This is a genomic window from Pseudomonas sp. PP3 (genome assembly GCF_905336995.1).
Lineage (GTDB): Bacteria > Pseudomonadota > Gammaproteobacteria > Pseudomonadales > Pseudomonadaceae > Aquipseudomonas > Aquipseudomonas reinekei.
The window spans coordinates 2,432,561-2,447,007 of record NZ_HG995459.1 but is presented as its reverse complement, the minus strand read 5'-3'; the positions used below and the strand labels follow the sequence as shown (position 1 = coordinate 2,447,007).

The 14,447-nt window shown below is 57.3% G+C and carries 14 protein-coding genes and 2 pseudogenes; 6 read left to right on the top strand and 10 right to left on the bottom strand.

Annotated features, from left to right (window positions below; all coding sequences use genetic code 11):
* Positions 1-116 precede the first annotated feature (116 nt).
* Positions 117-1,115 (top strand): LacI family DNA-binding transcriptional regulator, encoded by a 999-nt coding sequence (locus KHO07_RS11280; RefSeq protein ID WP_212627216.1) that lies wholly within the window; start codon positions 117-119, stop codon positions 1,113-1,115.
* A 104-nt stretch (positions 1,116-1,219) separates the two neighbouring features.
* Here the strand turns inward: KHO07_RS11280 and KHO07_RS11275 are convergent, their stop codons facing one another.
* Entirely contained in the window at positions 1,220-1,546 is a 327-nt protein-coding gene (locus KHO07_RS11275) for a hypothetical protein (protein ID WP_150736328.1), read from the bottom strand.
* Positions 1,547-1,693: 147 nt separating this feature from the next.
* Complete coding sequence (locus KHO07_RS11270; RefSeq protein ID WP_150736329.1) at positions 1,694-2,221, bottom strand: helix-turn-helix domain-containing protein; 528 nt, start codon at positions 2,219-2,221, stop codon at positions 1,694-1,696.
* A gap of 99 nt (positions 2,222-2,320) precedes the next feature.
* On the opposite strand from KHO07_RS11270, the gene KHO07_RS11265 reads away from it, so the two are divergent.
* Positions 2,321-2,944, top strand: coding sequence for an isochorismatase family cysteine hydrolase (locus tag KHO07_RS11265; protein WP_075949489.1), 624 nt, complete (start codon positions 2,321-2,323; stop codon positions 2,942-2,944).
* A 7-nt stretch (positions 2,945-2,951) separates the two neighbouring features.
* The gene (locus KHO07_RS11260) at positions 2,952-4,517 is read left to right on the top strand and encodes an aldehyde dehydrogenase (NADP(+)) (RefSeq protein WP_212627215.1); all 1,566 of its coding nucleotides are present in this window, start codon (positions 2,952-2,954) and stop codon (positions 4,515-4,517) included.
* 36 nt (positions 4,518-4,553) lie between these two features.
* On the opposite strand, the gene KHO07_RS11255 is transcribed toward KHO07_RS11260, so the two are convergent.
* Positions 4,554-5,621, bottom strand: coding sequence for a GGDEF domain-containing protein (locus KHO07_RS11255; RefSeq protein WP_191635306.1), 1,068 nt, complete (start codon positions 5,619-5,621; stop codon positions 4,554-4,556).
* 242 nt (positions 5,622-5,863) lie between these two features.
* Here KHO07_RS11255 and KHO07_RS11250 point away from each other — a divergent pair, with 242 nt between their 5' ends.
* The gene (locus tag KHO07_RS11250; RefSeq protein ID WP_212627214.1) at positions 5,864-6,061 is read left to right on the top strand and encodes a hypothetical protein; all 198 of its coding nucleotides are present in this window, start codon (positions 5,864-5,866) and stop codon (positions 6,059-6,061) included.
* Positions 6,062-6,126: 65 nt separating this feature from the next.
* On the opposite strand, the gene KHO07_RS11245 is transcribed toward KHO07_RS11250, so the two are convergent.
* Entirely contained in the window at positions 6,127-6,324 is a 198-nt protein-coding gene (locus KHO07_RS11245; protein ID WP_034150399.1) for a YbdD/YjiX family protein, read from the bottom strand.
* A 2-nt stretch (positions 6,325-6,326) separates the two neighbouring features.
* The gene (locus tag KHO07_RS11240) at positions 6,327-8,384 is read right to left on the bottom strand and encodes a carbon starvation CstA family protein (RefSeq protein ID WP_075949493.1); all 2,058 of its coding nucleotides are present in this window, start codon (positions 8,382-8,384) and stop codon (positions 6,327-6,329) included.
* 288 nt (positions 8,385-8,672) lie between these two features.
* Here KHO07_RS11240 and KHO07_RS11235 point away from each other — a divergent pair, with 288 nt between their 5' ends.
* Both KHO07_RS11235 and KHO07_RS11230 read left to right on the top strand, forming a co-directional pair.
* Positions 8,673-10,040, top strand: a complete 1,368-nt coding sequence (locus KHO07_RS11235; protein WP_212627213.1) for a cache domain-containing protein — start codon at positions 8,673-8,675, stop codon at positions 10,038-10,040.
* 30 nt (positions 10,041-10,070) lie between these two features.
* Positions 10,071-10,703 carry a response regulator transcription factor gene (locus KHO07_RS11230; protein WP_075949495.1) on the top strand — a complete coding sequence of 211 codons (633 nt, stop codon included), beginning with the start codon at positions 10,071-10,073 and terminating at the stop codon, positions 10,701-10,703.
* Between the two features lie 50 nt (positions 10,704-10,753).
* Here the strand turns inward: KHO07_RS11230 and KHO07_RS11225 are convergent.
* The 5 genes and pseudogenes from KHO07_RS11225 to KHO07_RS11205 all read right to left on the bottom strand — a co-directional run.
* Positions 10,754-11,317: pseudogene (locus KHO07_RS11225) on the bottom strand (type IV secretion protein Rhs); the annotation flags it as partial.
* Positions 11,318-11,393: 76 nt separating this feature from the next.
* The gene (locus KHO07_RS11220) at positions 11,394-11,744 is read right to left on the bottom strand and encodes a hypothetical protein (RefSeq protein ID WP_150736167.1); all 351 of its coding nucleotides are present in this window, start codon (positions 11,742-11,744) and stop codon (positions 11,394-11,396) included.
* A gap of 382 nt (positions 11,745-12,126) precedes the next feature.
* The gene (locus KHO07_RS11215; protein ID WP_212627212.1) at positions 12,127-12,666 is read right to left on the bottom strand and encodes a hypothetical protein; all 540 of its coding nucleotides are present in this window, start codon (positions 12,664-12,666) and stop codon (positions 12,127-12,129) included.
* Between the two features lie 3 nt (positions 12,667-12,669).
* Positions 12,670-13,020 (bottom strand): AHH domain-containing protein, encoded by a 351-nt coding sequence (locus tag KHO07_RS11210; protein ID WP_155292778.1) that lies wholly within the window; start codon positions 13,018-13,020, stop codon positions 12,670-12,672.
* A 14-nt stretch (positions 13,021-13,034) separates the two neighbouring features.
* A pseudogene (locus KHO07_RS11205) lies at positions 13,035-14,108 on the bottom strand (RHS repeat-associated core domain-containing protein); the annotation flags it as partial.
* Positions 14,109-14,447 lie beyond the last annotated feature (339 nt).

Sequence of the window (14,447 nt, the reverse complement as noted above, 5' to 3'; positions counted from 1 at the left end):
AAATTTAGGCTCTGTTGGGTGACGTGTCAAACCCCGGTTTAACGTCCACGAACATTTCAGCCCATGGCCGACCTGCGGTAAGCTCGCCGGCCGCGCTGTTTGAAAACGAGGTGGTCTTGTCCAATATCCGCGAAGTAGCCCGGCTGGCCGGTGTCTCGGTGGCCACGGTGTCCCGAACATTGAAGTCGCCCGAGCGTGTGCTCCCCGAAACCCGGGACAAGGTCAACGCCGCCGTGGAACAGGCCGGTTATCGACCGAACCTGATGGCGGTGCAGTTTCGCTCGCGCCGGACCGGCAACCTGGTGATTCTGGTGCCGGCCATCGCCAACACTTTTTTCGCCCGGGTCATCAGCGGGGCGCAACAAGCCGCCCAGGCGGCCAACTATCGTTTACTGCTGTGCGACACCCAGGGCCGCGAGGAAATCGAACGGGAGTTCGCCGAGCTGGTGTACAACCATCAAGCCGACGGCGTGATCCAGTTGCGCGCCTACGACCCGTTCCAGGCACCCTTCCCCAGCGCCGAGCTGCCGCCCATCGTCAACGCCTGCGAAGTCATTCAGGGCGGTCGCCATCCGACCATCAGCCTCGACAACCGCGCCGCCGCCAAGGCCATGACCGAACATTTGATCGGACTCGGCCACCGCCGCATCGGCCTGATCAAAGGCCCGAAAAGCAGCCCTCTGACCCGCGATCGCGTGGCGGGTTATCAGGATGCCTTGCAGCACGCCGGCATTGCCTGCGACCCGGAATTGATCTGTCACGGTGACTTCAGCCTCAAGGCCGGTTATGACGGCGCGGCAGCGATGCTGAAACTGCCTGATCGTCCCACTGCGTTGTTTTGCGAAAACGATGAGATGGCCATCGGCGCGCTCAAGCACCTCAAGCAACAGGGTCTGCGCGTTCCGCAGGATGTGTCGCTGGTGGGGTTCGACGATATCCCGTTCGCGGCCTATTGCGATCCGCCGCTGACGACCATCGCGCAACCGGCCGAAATGTTCGGCCAGAAAGCCGTGGAGATGTTGATCGCGCTGATCGAGAAAAAGCCGTTGGCGCAGCGGCATGTGGTGTTGCCGTTCGAGCTGACGTTGCGCCAGAGCACGGCCGCACTCAAATAACCCAGCTTGCAGGAGCCGGCCTGGTCGCGCAGTGGCCGGGACTGATCGAGCAGGCTGCGAATCGCCTGATCGTTTTATTCGGAGATCCGGCTTTAGACGGTTGCTTAAAGGCATTCCTGTGCGGCGCGTTCGAGCCGCGAAGGGCCAAAGGTCGACGCCAGCAGGGTACGTTCATACAAGAACACCTTGCCCTTGTACGCCTCCAGAACATCGTTGGCCGCGACCTTGCTCGAAACCACAATCCGGTAGCTGCGCGGGGTTTCCGAGACGGTGGCGTGCAGCGCGCCTTCATGCAGTTTTGGCAGCACACACTGAGCGTAATCCTCAGGTGCTTTTTTTGTCTGCAAGGTCAGCGTTGGGTCGTTTGGCGTTGAGGCACAACCTGCCAACAGCAAGGGGGCGAAAAGCGCCAGTCGAGTTAATTTTTTCATCGCGCCGGTTCCGGTAGAAGCATTTCAGATGGGCGCGATTTTCCTTGTTTGCCGCCAGCAACAGAACTTGTGATCGGTGATGGTCACTATTATTCGAACGAATAGTTGGCGTTAACGCATCAATGATCCGAAGCCTGCGGCGGCGTCTCACTGTTCGAGTTTGTCGGCCATCGCCCCGCGCTTGCCCTTGAAGGCTTCGCGCCGTGCCGCGCGCTCTTCGACGTAGGCTGGCTCAGGTTCGCTGATCAACGTTTCGCGGCTCAGCAACTCACCGCAATGTCCGCACAACGGCCCCAGCCCCGCGGGCTGGCCGCAGGTCTTGTGGGTGTAACGCACGGCCAGGCCTTCATCCACGGACTTGCACCAGGTCTCCCCCCAGGCACGCAACGCTAATACCACCGAGTAAAACGCCTCACCCTTGGCGGTGAGGTGGTACTCGTAGCGCGGCGGCCGTTCGCTGTAGGCGCGGCGCTCGACCATGCCGTCAGCCTCCAGGCTTTTAAGGCGCGCCGCGACCATTTGCGGGGTGCCGCCTGTCTGCGCCTGAATCTCGTCATAACGATGATTGCGCATGAACAATTCGCGTAAAACCAGCACGGTCCAGCGATCGCCGACAATGTCCTCGGCCCGCGCAATCGGGCACAACGTTTCAGGACTATTCTTCTTTACCGCCATACGGGCTTGCCTCTTTCCTAGCTACTATGATTATCATATTAACACCATACCAAGGCAATCCCATGGCATGGGTCAGTCTAAATCCCTGGAGAATCAGTCATGTCCAACGCAGCCTACCCGCTTGATCGGACCGCTTACCTGCTGGTCGATCCCTACAACGATTTCCTGTCCGAAGGCGGCAAGATCTTCCCCCTGCTCGAACCCATCGCCAACCAGGTCGGCCTGCTCGACAACCTGCGCAGCCTCGACCGCACCGTCCGCGCCCTCGACATCCAGGTGGTCATCGTACCGCACCGTCGCTGGGAGCAAGGCGACTACGAAAACTGGGATCACCCCAGCCCCACCCAATGCAAGATCCAGCACATGCACCACTTCGCACGCGGCGAATGGGGCGGTGAATGGCATCCCGATTTTGCGCCGCAGGACGGCGACATCATCGTTCAGGAGCATTGGGGTTCCAGCGGCTTTGCCAATACCGACCTGGATTTCCGCCTCAAGCAGCAAGGCATTACCCACGTGATCATCGTCGGCTTGCTCGCCAACACCTGCATCGAAGCCACTGCCCGTTACGCACAAGAGCTCGGCTACCACGTCACCCTGGTGCGCGACGCCACCGCCGCTTTCAAGCCGGAAATGATGCACGCCGCCCATGAACTCAACGGTCCGACGTACGCCCATTCGATTGTGACGACCGAGCAATTGATCGCCACCCTCAAGTCGTGAGCTGAACATGAAACTGACCGGAAACCTGTTAATCGGCGCCAACGAAGTCCCCGCCAGTGCCGGGACCATGAAAGCGCTCAATCCCACGACCAATCAGCTCATTGAGCCGGACTTTGCCTTCGGTGGCGTGGTAGAAGTGGACATGGCGGCGAACCTCGCCGACGAAGCGTTCGATCAGTACAGCCATACCTCGCTGACTGAACGGGCGGCGTTCCTCGAGCGCATCGCCGATAACCTCGATGCAATCGCCCTGCCCTTGGCAGCACGGGCCGCGCTGGAAACCGGCCTGCCCGAGGCGCAACTTCAGGGCGAAGCGGCGAAGGCCGCGACCCAGTTCCGTCAATTTGCCGAAGTGGTGCGCAAAGGCCGCTTCCTGCAACTGGCCATCGATCCAGCCCAGCCCGATCGCCAGCCACGACCGCGCATGGATCACCGTTTGCAGAAAATCGCCCTCGGCCCGGTGGCCATTTTCGGCGCGAGCAACTTCCCCATCAGTTACTCGGTGGCCGGTGGCGATACCGCCTCGGCACTGGCGGCCGGCGCGACGGTGGTCGTCAAAGCGCACAACGCGCATCCCGGTGCTTCGGAGATTCAGGCAAAGGCCATTCGCAAAGCCGTGCAGGACAGCGGTTTGCCTGAAGGCGTGTTCTCCATGGTGCGGGGCGGCGGCAATGCCATCGGAGAGGCGTTGGTTGACCATCCGCTGATCAAGGCCGTGACGTTCACCGGTTCCGAACAGGGCGGCATGGCGCTGTATCGCCGCGCTCAACGGCGACCTGAGCCGATCCCGGTGTTTACCGAGATGACCAGCGTCAACCCGACATTCATTCTGCCCCAGGCAATGACTGCTCGCGGCGCGCAGATCGGTGACGGATTCATCGAGCGCATGTTGGTCAACGTTGGGCAAGCCTGCCTCAAGCCGGCGATCCTGATTGCAATCGAGGGCGACGGCTTCGATGCGATGCGCGCGGCCATGATCAAACGTGTGGCAGATGCACCGGCGCGTCCTATGTTGACGCCGGGCATTCACGCGTCCTACCTCAACGGTCTGGACCAACTGCAAAGCGCTGGCGCCCGATCTGTGGTTGAAGGCTCGGCAGCGGTGGCGGACCTGGACAGCCAGTCAGCCTTGATGGAAGTGGACGGCGAACGCTTTCTCAGCGAAGCGGCCCTGGCCCATGAAGTCTTCGGGCCGGCAGCGCTGCTGGTGAAGGTAACGGATCAAGCGCAAATGCTCGCGGTGGCTCGTGCACTGCGCGGTCAATTGAGCGCGGCCATGCATCTGGAAGAGGACGATTTTGATCTGGCCCGGCGATTACTGCCGATTCTGGAACGGCGGACCGGACGGATCGTGGTCAACGCTTTTGCCCATCCGCAGGAAGTGTCATACGCGACCATTCACGGCGGACCGTTTCCAGCATCGTCAGACAGCCGCTTCACCTCTGTGGGCATGACGTCGATCGAACGCTTTTTGCGTCCGTTGTCCTATCAGGGCTTCCCTGACGCGTTGTTGCCCGAGGTCCTGCGAGACAGCAACCCCCTCGGCGTGCCGCGCAGCGTGGACGGTCAGTAACCGCCCTTCAAAGTCCGGCGCAACGCAATCGCAGGTTTACGACTGCAGTGCCGGGCTTTGATGCAGGGCTTGCACTTGATTGCGACCGTTGCGCTTGGCTTCATACAACGCGTCGTCGGCGCGGGTCACCAGGCTTTCCAGGTTATCGCCGGGCTCGGCGAAGGCGACACCGAACGACGCGGTGATGGTATCGAGCACCGTGTCGGTGCCACGCGCCTTGATCCGCAACGATTGCACTTTCAGGCGCAGCTGTTCGGCGTAGGCGCGGGCGCTGGCCAGATCGGCGCAGCCTTCCAGCACGACGCAGAACTCCTCACCGCCGTAACGTCCGGCGAACGCATTGGCGGGCAGCGCGCCGCGCAACACCTGCCCGACATGCTGCAAAACGCGGTCGCCCAAGGGGTGGCCGTACTGATCGTTGAACTGCTTGAAATGGTCGATATCCAGCATCACCAGCGCTACTCGCCGGGAGGCCTTGCCCAGCGCCTGCTCCAGCAAGCGCGTAAACGCCGTGCGGTTGAGCAGTTCGGTCAGGCCATCGAGGGTCGCCGCCCGTTGGGCGCGTTCCAGTTTGTCGCGCAGGGTCTTGATTTCGTTTTGCGCCGACTGCAACTGGCCGAGGAAGCGCTCCTGCTGGCTCTGCATCACGCGGGTGCTCTGCTGCAGCTCACTGAGAATGCCCGGCAAACGGTCGCTGACCGGTTCGTCGAGCATTTCCAGGCACTGGCCCAAGCGGTTCTGGAAGTTCTGGCTGCCCATCACACTGCGCGAAACGTCGCGCTCCATACCATCAACCAGACTGAAGACCTGTTGCTGCTCGGCGCGAACGTCTTCGAGTTCGTCACGAATGATGTATTCGCGAAACAGCCGGGACGCGGATTCCGGCGGGCAACCGTCGAAGTCGCGGAGAACCCTGTCCAGGTGCCGGTTGAGCTCCGGATCCTGACCTTTGCTGTAGGTGTACCAGAGCGCGTAATGCACGGGATTGGGTGGAATGTTGTGGCGAACCATCAGGGGGACGGCTTGCTTGAGCAACGCCGCTGCCTCGCGGGAGTCTTCCGGATACAGCGCTAGAACATTCGCACGCGATTCTGATTGGCTCATGGCATCACTGTAGTTATTAATCGATGGCATTCAGACGACGCGCAGAGCATACCGATACCCCCGACAAACGGCTATCCCGCTTTGGTTTGGGAAGTCATGGGCAAATGGCAATTCCTACAGAATTTTCATGCTCAAGCACAACAATCAACATTATTTGTCATAAAAAGATGTCACAATGACACTACATAACTGCCGTACAGATTCGGCAGTCACGAAAAACGTCGGCAGCGTGAGAAAACACCATGTCCCTGAAAGCGCTGTTCATTTACTGGCCACTGTTGTCCATCGCCACTGCCGCCGTGCTGTGTCGCCTGATTCACAACGCCAAACTGGCTGATCGTGCACTGCAAGCACAACGGCGAGACTCCACGCCTGGCGAATGCAAGGTTGAGGCGCAGCGTTCGCACAGTGATGATGACTCGGATCGCCTTGCGGCGTGATTCGAGGGCTTTACAACATCGCGCATAAAAAAAACCGGCCTGTTCAGGCCGGTTTTTTTATTCACTCAACAACACTTCGGTCCAGCCTTGCTGCCGTAACGGGCCTCCTGGCGTTCACGAAAGAACGCCTCGTAGTCCATCAGCGGTTTGTCCGGGTGTTTGGTCTGCATGTGCTCGACGTAGTTGTCGTAGTCGGGCATGCCCACCATCAGGCGTGCGGCCTGACCGAGGTATTTGCCGAGACGACTCAGGTCATTGAACATGATCAGGCATCCGGCAGCGCTTGGTAGGGCGCTTCTTTATCCGTGCGTTCCTTGGTGCCCCAGGCGGCGATGCCGACCTTGAGCGCAAAGAACAGGATGCTGAACACCACGAACAGGAACAAAGCGGTCAGCGTTGCATTGGTGTAAGCGTTGAAGATCACGTGCTGCATCTGGTCAACGCTCTTCGCCGGGGCCAGCACCTGACCATTGGCCAGCGCATCGCTGTACTTCTTGGCCAGGGCCAGGAAGCCGATTGCCGGATTGGCGTCGAACAGCTTGATGAAGCCTGCGGTGGTGGTGCAGATCAGCAGCCAAACAGCCGGCAGCAACGTCACCCAGACATAACGCTGGCGTTTCATCTTGATCAGCACGACGGTGCCGAGCATCAGCGCGATACCGGCCAGCATCTGGTTAGAGATACCGAACAGCGGCCACAGGGTGTTGATGCCACCCAGCGGATCGATCACGCCTTGGTACAACAGGTAACCCCACATCGCCACGCAACCAGCGGTTGCCACCAGGTTGGCGGTCCAGGATTCGGTGCGTTTCAACGCCGGCACGAACGAGCCAAGCAAATCCTGCAGCATGAAACGACCGGCACGGGTACCAGCGTCGACTGCGGTGAGGATGAACAGCGCTTCAAACAGGATCGCGAAGTGGTACCAGAACGCCATGGTGTTTTCACCCGGCAGCACGCTGTGCAGAATCTGCGCGATACCGACTGCCAGGGTCGGCGCACCACCGGCACGGGCCAGAATGGTGGTTTCACCGATGTCATGGGCGACCGCTTGCAGCGCTTCCGGGGTGATTGCAAAGCCCCAGCTGCTGACGGTTTGCGCGACGGTAACAGCATCGGCACCGACGACGGCGGCCGGACTGTTCATGGCGAAGTACACACCCGGATCGATCACCGAGGCAGCCACCATGGCCATGATCGCCACGAACGACTCCATCAGCATGCCGCCGTAACCGATGTAACGGGCATGACCTTCACTGGCCAGCAACTTCGGGGTGGTGCCGGAAGCAATCAGCGAGTGGAAACCGGAGACCGCGCCACAGGCGATGGTGATGAACAGGAACGGGAACAGACCGCCCTTCCATACCGGACCGGTGCCGTCGACGAACTGGGTCAGCGCCGGCATTCTCAACTCAGGCATGGTCACCAGAATACCGATGGCCAGGGCGACGATGGTGCCGATTTTCAGGAACGTCGAGAGGTAGTCTCGCGGTGCCAGGATCAGCCACACCGGCAGAACTGCAGCGACAAACCCGTAGCCGATCAGCATCCAGGTAATTTGCACGCCGGTGAAGCTGAACGCCTTGGCCCACACTGGATCGGCAGCAATCTGCCCGCCCAGCCAGATCGAACCCAGCAGCAGCAATACGCCGATGACGGAAATTTCACCAATACGGCCCGGACGGATGTAGCGCATGTAAATGCCCATGAACATCGCGATCGGGATAGTCGCCATGACGGTGAACATGCCCCACGGGCTTTCAGCCAAGGCTTTCACCACGATCAACGCCAGCACCGCAAGGATGATGATCATGATCAGGAAGCAGCCAAACAGCGCGATGGTGCCGGGGATGCGGCCCATTTCTTCGCGGACCATGTCGCCCAGGGAACGACCGTTGCGGCGGGTGGACATGAACAGGACCATGAAGTCCTGAACGGCACCGGCCAGCACCACGCCGGCGATCAGCCACAGCGTGCCGGGCAGATAGCCCATTTGCGCCGCCAGAACCGGACCCACCAGTGGCCCAGCACCGGCAATGGCCGCAAAGTGGTGACCAAAAAGCACGTGCTTGTTGGTCGGGACATAGTCCAGGCCATCATTATTGAGTACGGCGGGGGTGGCGCGATTGGGATCCAGCTGCATCACTTTATTGGCGATGAACAGGCTGTAATAGCGGTAGGCAACGAGGTAGATGGCAACAGCTGCGACGACGATCCACAGGGCGTTGATCGCTTCGCCGCGGCGCAAGGCCACGACACTCAGCGCAATCGCTCCCAGGACAGCCACGGCAAACCAGCCGAGGTGTTTAGCCAGACGGGGCATAGAGGGTCTCCTGCCGACAGCTCGTGACTGCGGCGGTAATTTTTATAATTGTGTCCGCTGTGCGGAGCTGGCCCAATATCCGCGCATGCCGTCCACAAATAAATCCGCGTTACTACGTACGCGCTCTCTACGTAGTTCTACGTAGACGGGATGGATCCCACAGGTTTGGTCTTTCAACTCAATGACATCCCGCTCACCGGTCATTCCGTCCAGCCGCGCTACTGGCCCGCCCTCGCTTTGGCATATGATGCCGAGCCTTCGCCCTCCCCGGCCCCGCCAGGATTAGAGATGCAGCTCAAACACAAGATCGTCGCCCTCGGGATTCTGCCGCTGGTGCTGGCCATTGCCGTCATCTGCGCGCTGGTGATTTCCCTGAATCGCCAACTCGGTGATCAGCAGGCTCAGTTGATCGAAGACAGCATTCTGGCGAGCAAACGCGCGGAACTGAAAAACTACGTCGAAATGGCGCAGAGCCTGATCGAGCCGCTTTACGACGACGGTCACGGTGACGTCCACGCCCAGCAAAAAGTGCTCGAAGAGTTGCGCAAACTCAGTTTCGGTATCAACGGCTACTTCTTCGTGTACGACCACGAGGGCCGCAGCCTGATGCACGCGCGGCAGTCGGAACTGGTGGGCAAATACCTCTGGGACATGAAAGACCCCCATGGCCTGCCGGTGATCCAGGCGCTGCTCAAAAGCGCGCAGTCGGGTGAAGGCTTTCAACGCTATGCCTGGAACAAACCGTCCTCCGGTCAAGTGACCGACAAGCTGGCCTACGTGGTGATGCTCGATCGCTGGGGCTGGATGCTCGGCACCGGCATCTACCTCGAAGACGTCGAGCGCGCCACCCAACAGGCCCGTGACGAAGTGGCCATGGGCATCCGCAAGACCATGATGGCGATTGCCGTGGTCGCCCTCGTTGCGGTGCTGTTCGTGTTCGCCACCGGCATGACCCTCAACGTCAGTGAGCACCGTCTGGCGGACAAAAAGCTGCAGCGCCTGACCCAGCGTATCGTCAGCCTCCAGGAGGAAGAACGCTCACGGGTCTCCCGCGAGCTGCATGACGGCATCAGCCAGGTGCTGGTCTCGATCAAGTTTCAGTTCGAACTGGCCAGCCATCTGCTGGAAAACGGTCAGGCTCAAGACAAAGGCCTGGGCACGTTAAGAGACGCCACCGAACGGCTGGGCGAAGCGATTGGCGAGGTGCGCAGCCTGTCCCACGACCTGCGCTCATCCTTGCTCGACACCCTTGGCCTGTCGGCGGCAATCGGCCAATTGGCCGCGGAATTCGAACAGCGCAGCGGACTCACGGTGACCTATGACGACAATGAGTTCGACTGTCAGCTGGTGGATGGCGCCGCTGTTGCGTTGTTCCGCATCGTGCAGGAAGGCCTGACCAATATCGAACGTCATGCCGCGGCAAAAAACGTTTCCATTACCCTGCGCGGCTGTGAACAATCCGTGCGGCTGACCGTGGTAGACGACGGTGTGGGTTTCAACGTCGCCCAGGTCGAACGGCGTCACGCCGGCATCGGCCTGCGCAATATCCGCGAACGTGTCGAGCATTTTGGTGGCCGCTTCGAACTGATTTCGATGGCGGGACGCAGCGAGCTGGATGTTCTGCTTCCGATGCAACTGCCCACCCGCCAACGCTGATACCCCTGAATAACAAGAGTGAAGCCTTGCATGAACCTGCCCTCCCCGATCCGCGTTGCCCTGGTCGACGATCACTCCCTGGTACGCGATGGCATCAAGGCGCTGCTGGCCGTCATGTCGCCACTGGAAATGGTCGGCGAAGCGGAAAACGGCGCACAGGCCATCGAGATGGTTGGGCGCTGTAAGCCGGACCTGCTGCTGGTGGACATCAGCCTGCCGGACATGAACGGCCTGGAGCTGACCCGCGTGCTGCGCAGTCAGTACCCGTCGCTCAAGGTGCTGATGCTGAGCATGTACGACAATTACGAATACGTCAGTGAATCGGTGCGTTCCGGTGCCAGCGGCTATGTGCTGAAGAATGCTCCGTCACGGGAAATCATCGCCGCCATCGAAGCCATCACCAGCGGCGGAACCTTCTACAGCGCGGAAATCGCCCAACGCTTGATCGCCGACAGGAACACTGACAACGAGCTGACCCCAAGGGAAAGCCAGGTACTCGCCAAAATGGCGCAAGGCTTGAACAACAAGGAAATGGCCCGGGAACTGGACATCAGCGTCCGTACGGTGGAAACCCATCGCCTGAGCATCCGCCGCAAACTCAACATCGACAAACCGGCGGCGCTGGTCAAATACGCCCTCGATCACGGGCTTATTTCTCGCTAACCCAAAGAACCCCGCAGGCGCGGGCTTGCTCGAGGCATCGAAATCGACTGGCCTTGCCACAAGAAGTGTTTCTGCTCGATCACGCCATTAACAACGGACTGCTTACCGACCCGCCGCCCCAGGCTGTCGTATCGATAAAAACCGCTGCTTTCCAGCTTGCCATTGACCAGCGTCTCGGCCTTAACCAAGCGGTTTTCGCAGTCATAAACAAACGTCTGCAGTTTGCCCATGCCGCTGCGTTTTTCGATCAGGTTGCCCCACGCATCGTAGGCATATTCCTGATCCCGCCAGCGTTTGAGGCGGTTGTCTTTGACGTGATCGAACTGGCTGGTGTTGAAATTCAGCCGGTTCGCCGCGGCGTCGTAGCGGAATTCTTCGCTGTCGACAAGCTTGCCGGTGTCACGGCTGTGCAACTGGCCGTTGGCTTCGTACTCGTACTTGATCTCGCCGCGCAGTTTGTCGAGGGTTCGGATCAGTTCGCCGGCCGGGTCATACTGGTGACGGCGGTGGATCGGGTTGTAGGCGTGCTCCACCAGCAGGTCGGGCTGGATGCCGGGGTTGTGGATGCGCGAGAGTTTTTCCGCTGGCAGGCGCGAGGCGAACTGCCAGCTTTTGTCCATGGCGCCGCTGTCGAAACACTTTACACACAGGCTACAAAGTTCAGTTTAATTATCGAAGTATATTTTTTAGTCAGCCGTAAACATTAATCTCTTGAGCCTTCTCAATAAAAATATCAAGGAGATCACCTTGAATTTCCTCTCCGTGACACGTGACAACAAAGTCTCCATCTATACCATCAGGGAAATGAACGCCATCCAGCACCCCCAAGACCACCGAAGCACTGTCAGCAATGATGACGTTAAAAAAAGCAAAAATATTGGCCCTATCGCGCTCGCTAAGCGTAGCCAAGGCATTTCTGACTTTGGCAAAAGGGTCATTTTCGTTATTGAGCGGCTTAGTTAATGATTTCTTATATTGTTCTAAATTTTTAGTATACAGCTCATTAAATATTGCCAATACAAATTCTTGATCAGATTTCATAACCCATCTTCATTAGCGCATTTCGAGGCACATTGCTTTAATTAGAGACATGAGTTCTTGAAGCTTGCACTGGGTACAATTATTCGATTCTTCATCACCCTGATATGCGACTCACCGTAATCCGACTTTGAGCTCTAATTCACAAATTGACCTCCAACTCGTCTCATTATTAGTCAAGTTAAAAGCTTTTTTAACGCTTCGGACAATGAGTATCCAATCGCTTTTTGAGCGAATTTAAGTCAGCGTCACTTATTTTAGTGATTGGACTTTGACATTTGCAGCCCCCCATGTTTATCTCCTTACTATCAAGTCGTGGAGGCGCTATTTGGAGTTCGCCACTTGAGCCACCCCTTCAAAACAAGATTGCACCCCCGCATAACGATTAATAACTTCGCGCAACTTCCTTAAAGGCGACCCCTCTCAGACCTAGCGCTTCTACAGTGTCTTTAAATACTTGACTTACATATAGCACTTGCGGATTTTCAGGAATGCGAAAAATCTCACGCACATGACTCTCTGAAATATTTAAAACCGCCTTATAAACGACGTAACCGCCCTCCCCCCTATCATAATCGGATTGTTCAAAGTCAAATGCATTTGATACCAACTCGGTAATAAATACGGCGACATCCCCTGTACGCGGGCCTAGCAGTTTTATTCTAGGAAAACCCTGCAGAAATTTTAGCGCATCATATGCTTTTTCTGAGACAACCAAGACAGGCCTGAAGAAAGTAAAAAAATCAGAAAGTTTTGATTTTTTTTTATCATCACTATTATACACGACCTGAAAAATTTGTTTCTCAGGCACTAAAGTAGTTTCACCATACGCTAGCTGTGTAGCGAAATCTTGCAGACCTTCCGACTGATCCGCGTCGACCAATGTTTTATATCTGTCATCTTGTGTTATCGAATAAATCTTCATAGATCACCCAAATAATCCGGACCATTGCGCATCGCGCGGACTCGAAAGTAATGTATTACGAATTCTATCGATCGTTTTCAAAACCATCGGCTTGCCACCTGCTTTATCCGCACTAATTATAAGCTGATTTACATTTTCAAAATAAGAGTTTGGATGCTTACCATTATGCAGAATCCCCGGCACGCTCGAATCAACGTTATTTCGATTAGGCAAAAATACTCCATTGACCGCATCGTCCACATGAATATCATGCTTTGCCAAGACCGCTCTCGCAGGAGCTGCAAGCTTAGCGGTGTCACCAACGATATGATGAGCAGCTGAATTTGCAGGGCGGGGTGTTCCACCTTTTGTCATATTATTCTTAACGCTTTGGAACAAAGCCCTAGTGGATCAATCCACCCAGTAGGATCAGGAGCATATTTGTATAAGTTATATCCCCCATCCAACCCAATCGGATCCTGCGTTACAAACCGCCCCACCTCCGGATCGTAATACCGAAACGTGTTGTAGTGCAGCCCCGTCTCATCGTCAAAATACTGCCCCTGAAACCTCAGGTTCTGCTCGACGGCATTAACCGTCAGCTTCTCAACCGAACCCCACGCCTTATACGTCGCCTGCCAGACAATCTGCCCTTCACGGTCAGTCATCTCCAGCGGCGTACCAATCTGGTCGGTATGGAAGTAATAAAGCTTCTGCTCTTCACCCTCTGCCTGATCCAACCGCGCCAACGGCGCATAACTCCCCGGCTCGTACAGGTACAAACTGCTCTGCCCCGGACGCTCCTCCCGCAGCATCCGCAGGCCTTGCCACAAGAAGTGTTTCTGCTCGATCACGCCATTAACAACGGACTGCTTACCGACCCGCCGCCCCAGGCTGTCGTATCGATAAAAACCGCTGCTTTCCAGCTTGCCATTGACCAGCGTCTCGGCCTTGACCAAGCGGTTTTCGCAGTCATAAACAAACGTCTGCAGTTTGCCCATGCCGCTGCGTTTTTCAATCAGGTTGCCCCACGCATCGTAGGCATATTCCTGATCCCGCCAGCGTTTGAGGCGGTTGTCTTTGACGTGGTCGAACTGGCTGGTGTTGAAATTCAGCCGGTTCGCTGCGGCGTCGTAGCGGAATTCTTCGCTGTCGACAAGCTTGCCGGTGTCGCGGCTGTGCAACTGGCCGTTGGCTTCGTATTCGTACTTGATCTCGCCGCGCAGTTTGTCGAGGGTTCGGATCAGTTCGCCGGCCGGGTCATACTGGTGACGGCGGTGGATCGGGTTGTAGGCGTGCTCCACCAGCAGGTCGGGCTGGATGCCGGGGTTGTGAATTTTTGAGAGTTTTTCCGCTGGCAGGCGCGAGGCGAACTGCCAACTCTTGCGGCCCATGGCGTCGTAGCCGAAGCAACTGGTGAGTGCGCCTTGGGTGCGCAGGTCGTCGCGTTCCTGCGAATCGTTGCAATCATTCGGTTCCTTATAAACTTGATATGTGACCGCACCACAATCGACTTTGAACTCTACACAGATCGACCTCCGACTCGCCTTTCAATCCGTCAACAAAAGCGTCAAACGAACTTGCAAGCGAACGAAAGGCTTTTGCATGATTGGCAGCATAGTTGCTTTCCGAATCAAAGGAATCAGTAGCGTAAAAACACACATTGCCGCCGGTCAAATCCAGACAAAAAAGTTGCCACCACCATCAATTGCAAACGATAGTAAGGTTTTAGGCATCCCCCCTTGGTGATCATTACCGCGTAACAATCGCCTCAATATTTCGACTCATCAGCATCAGAGACA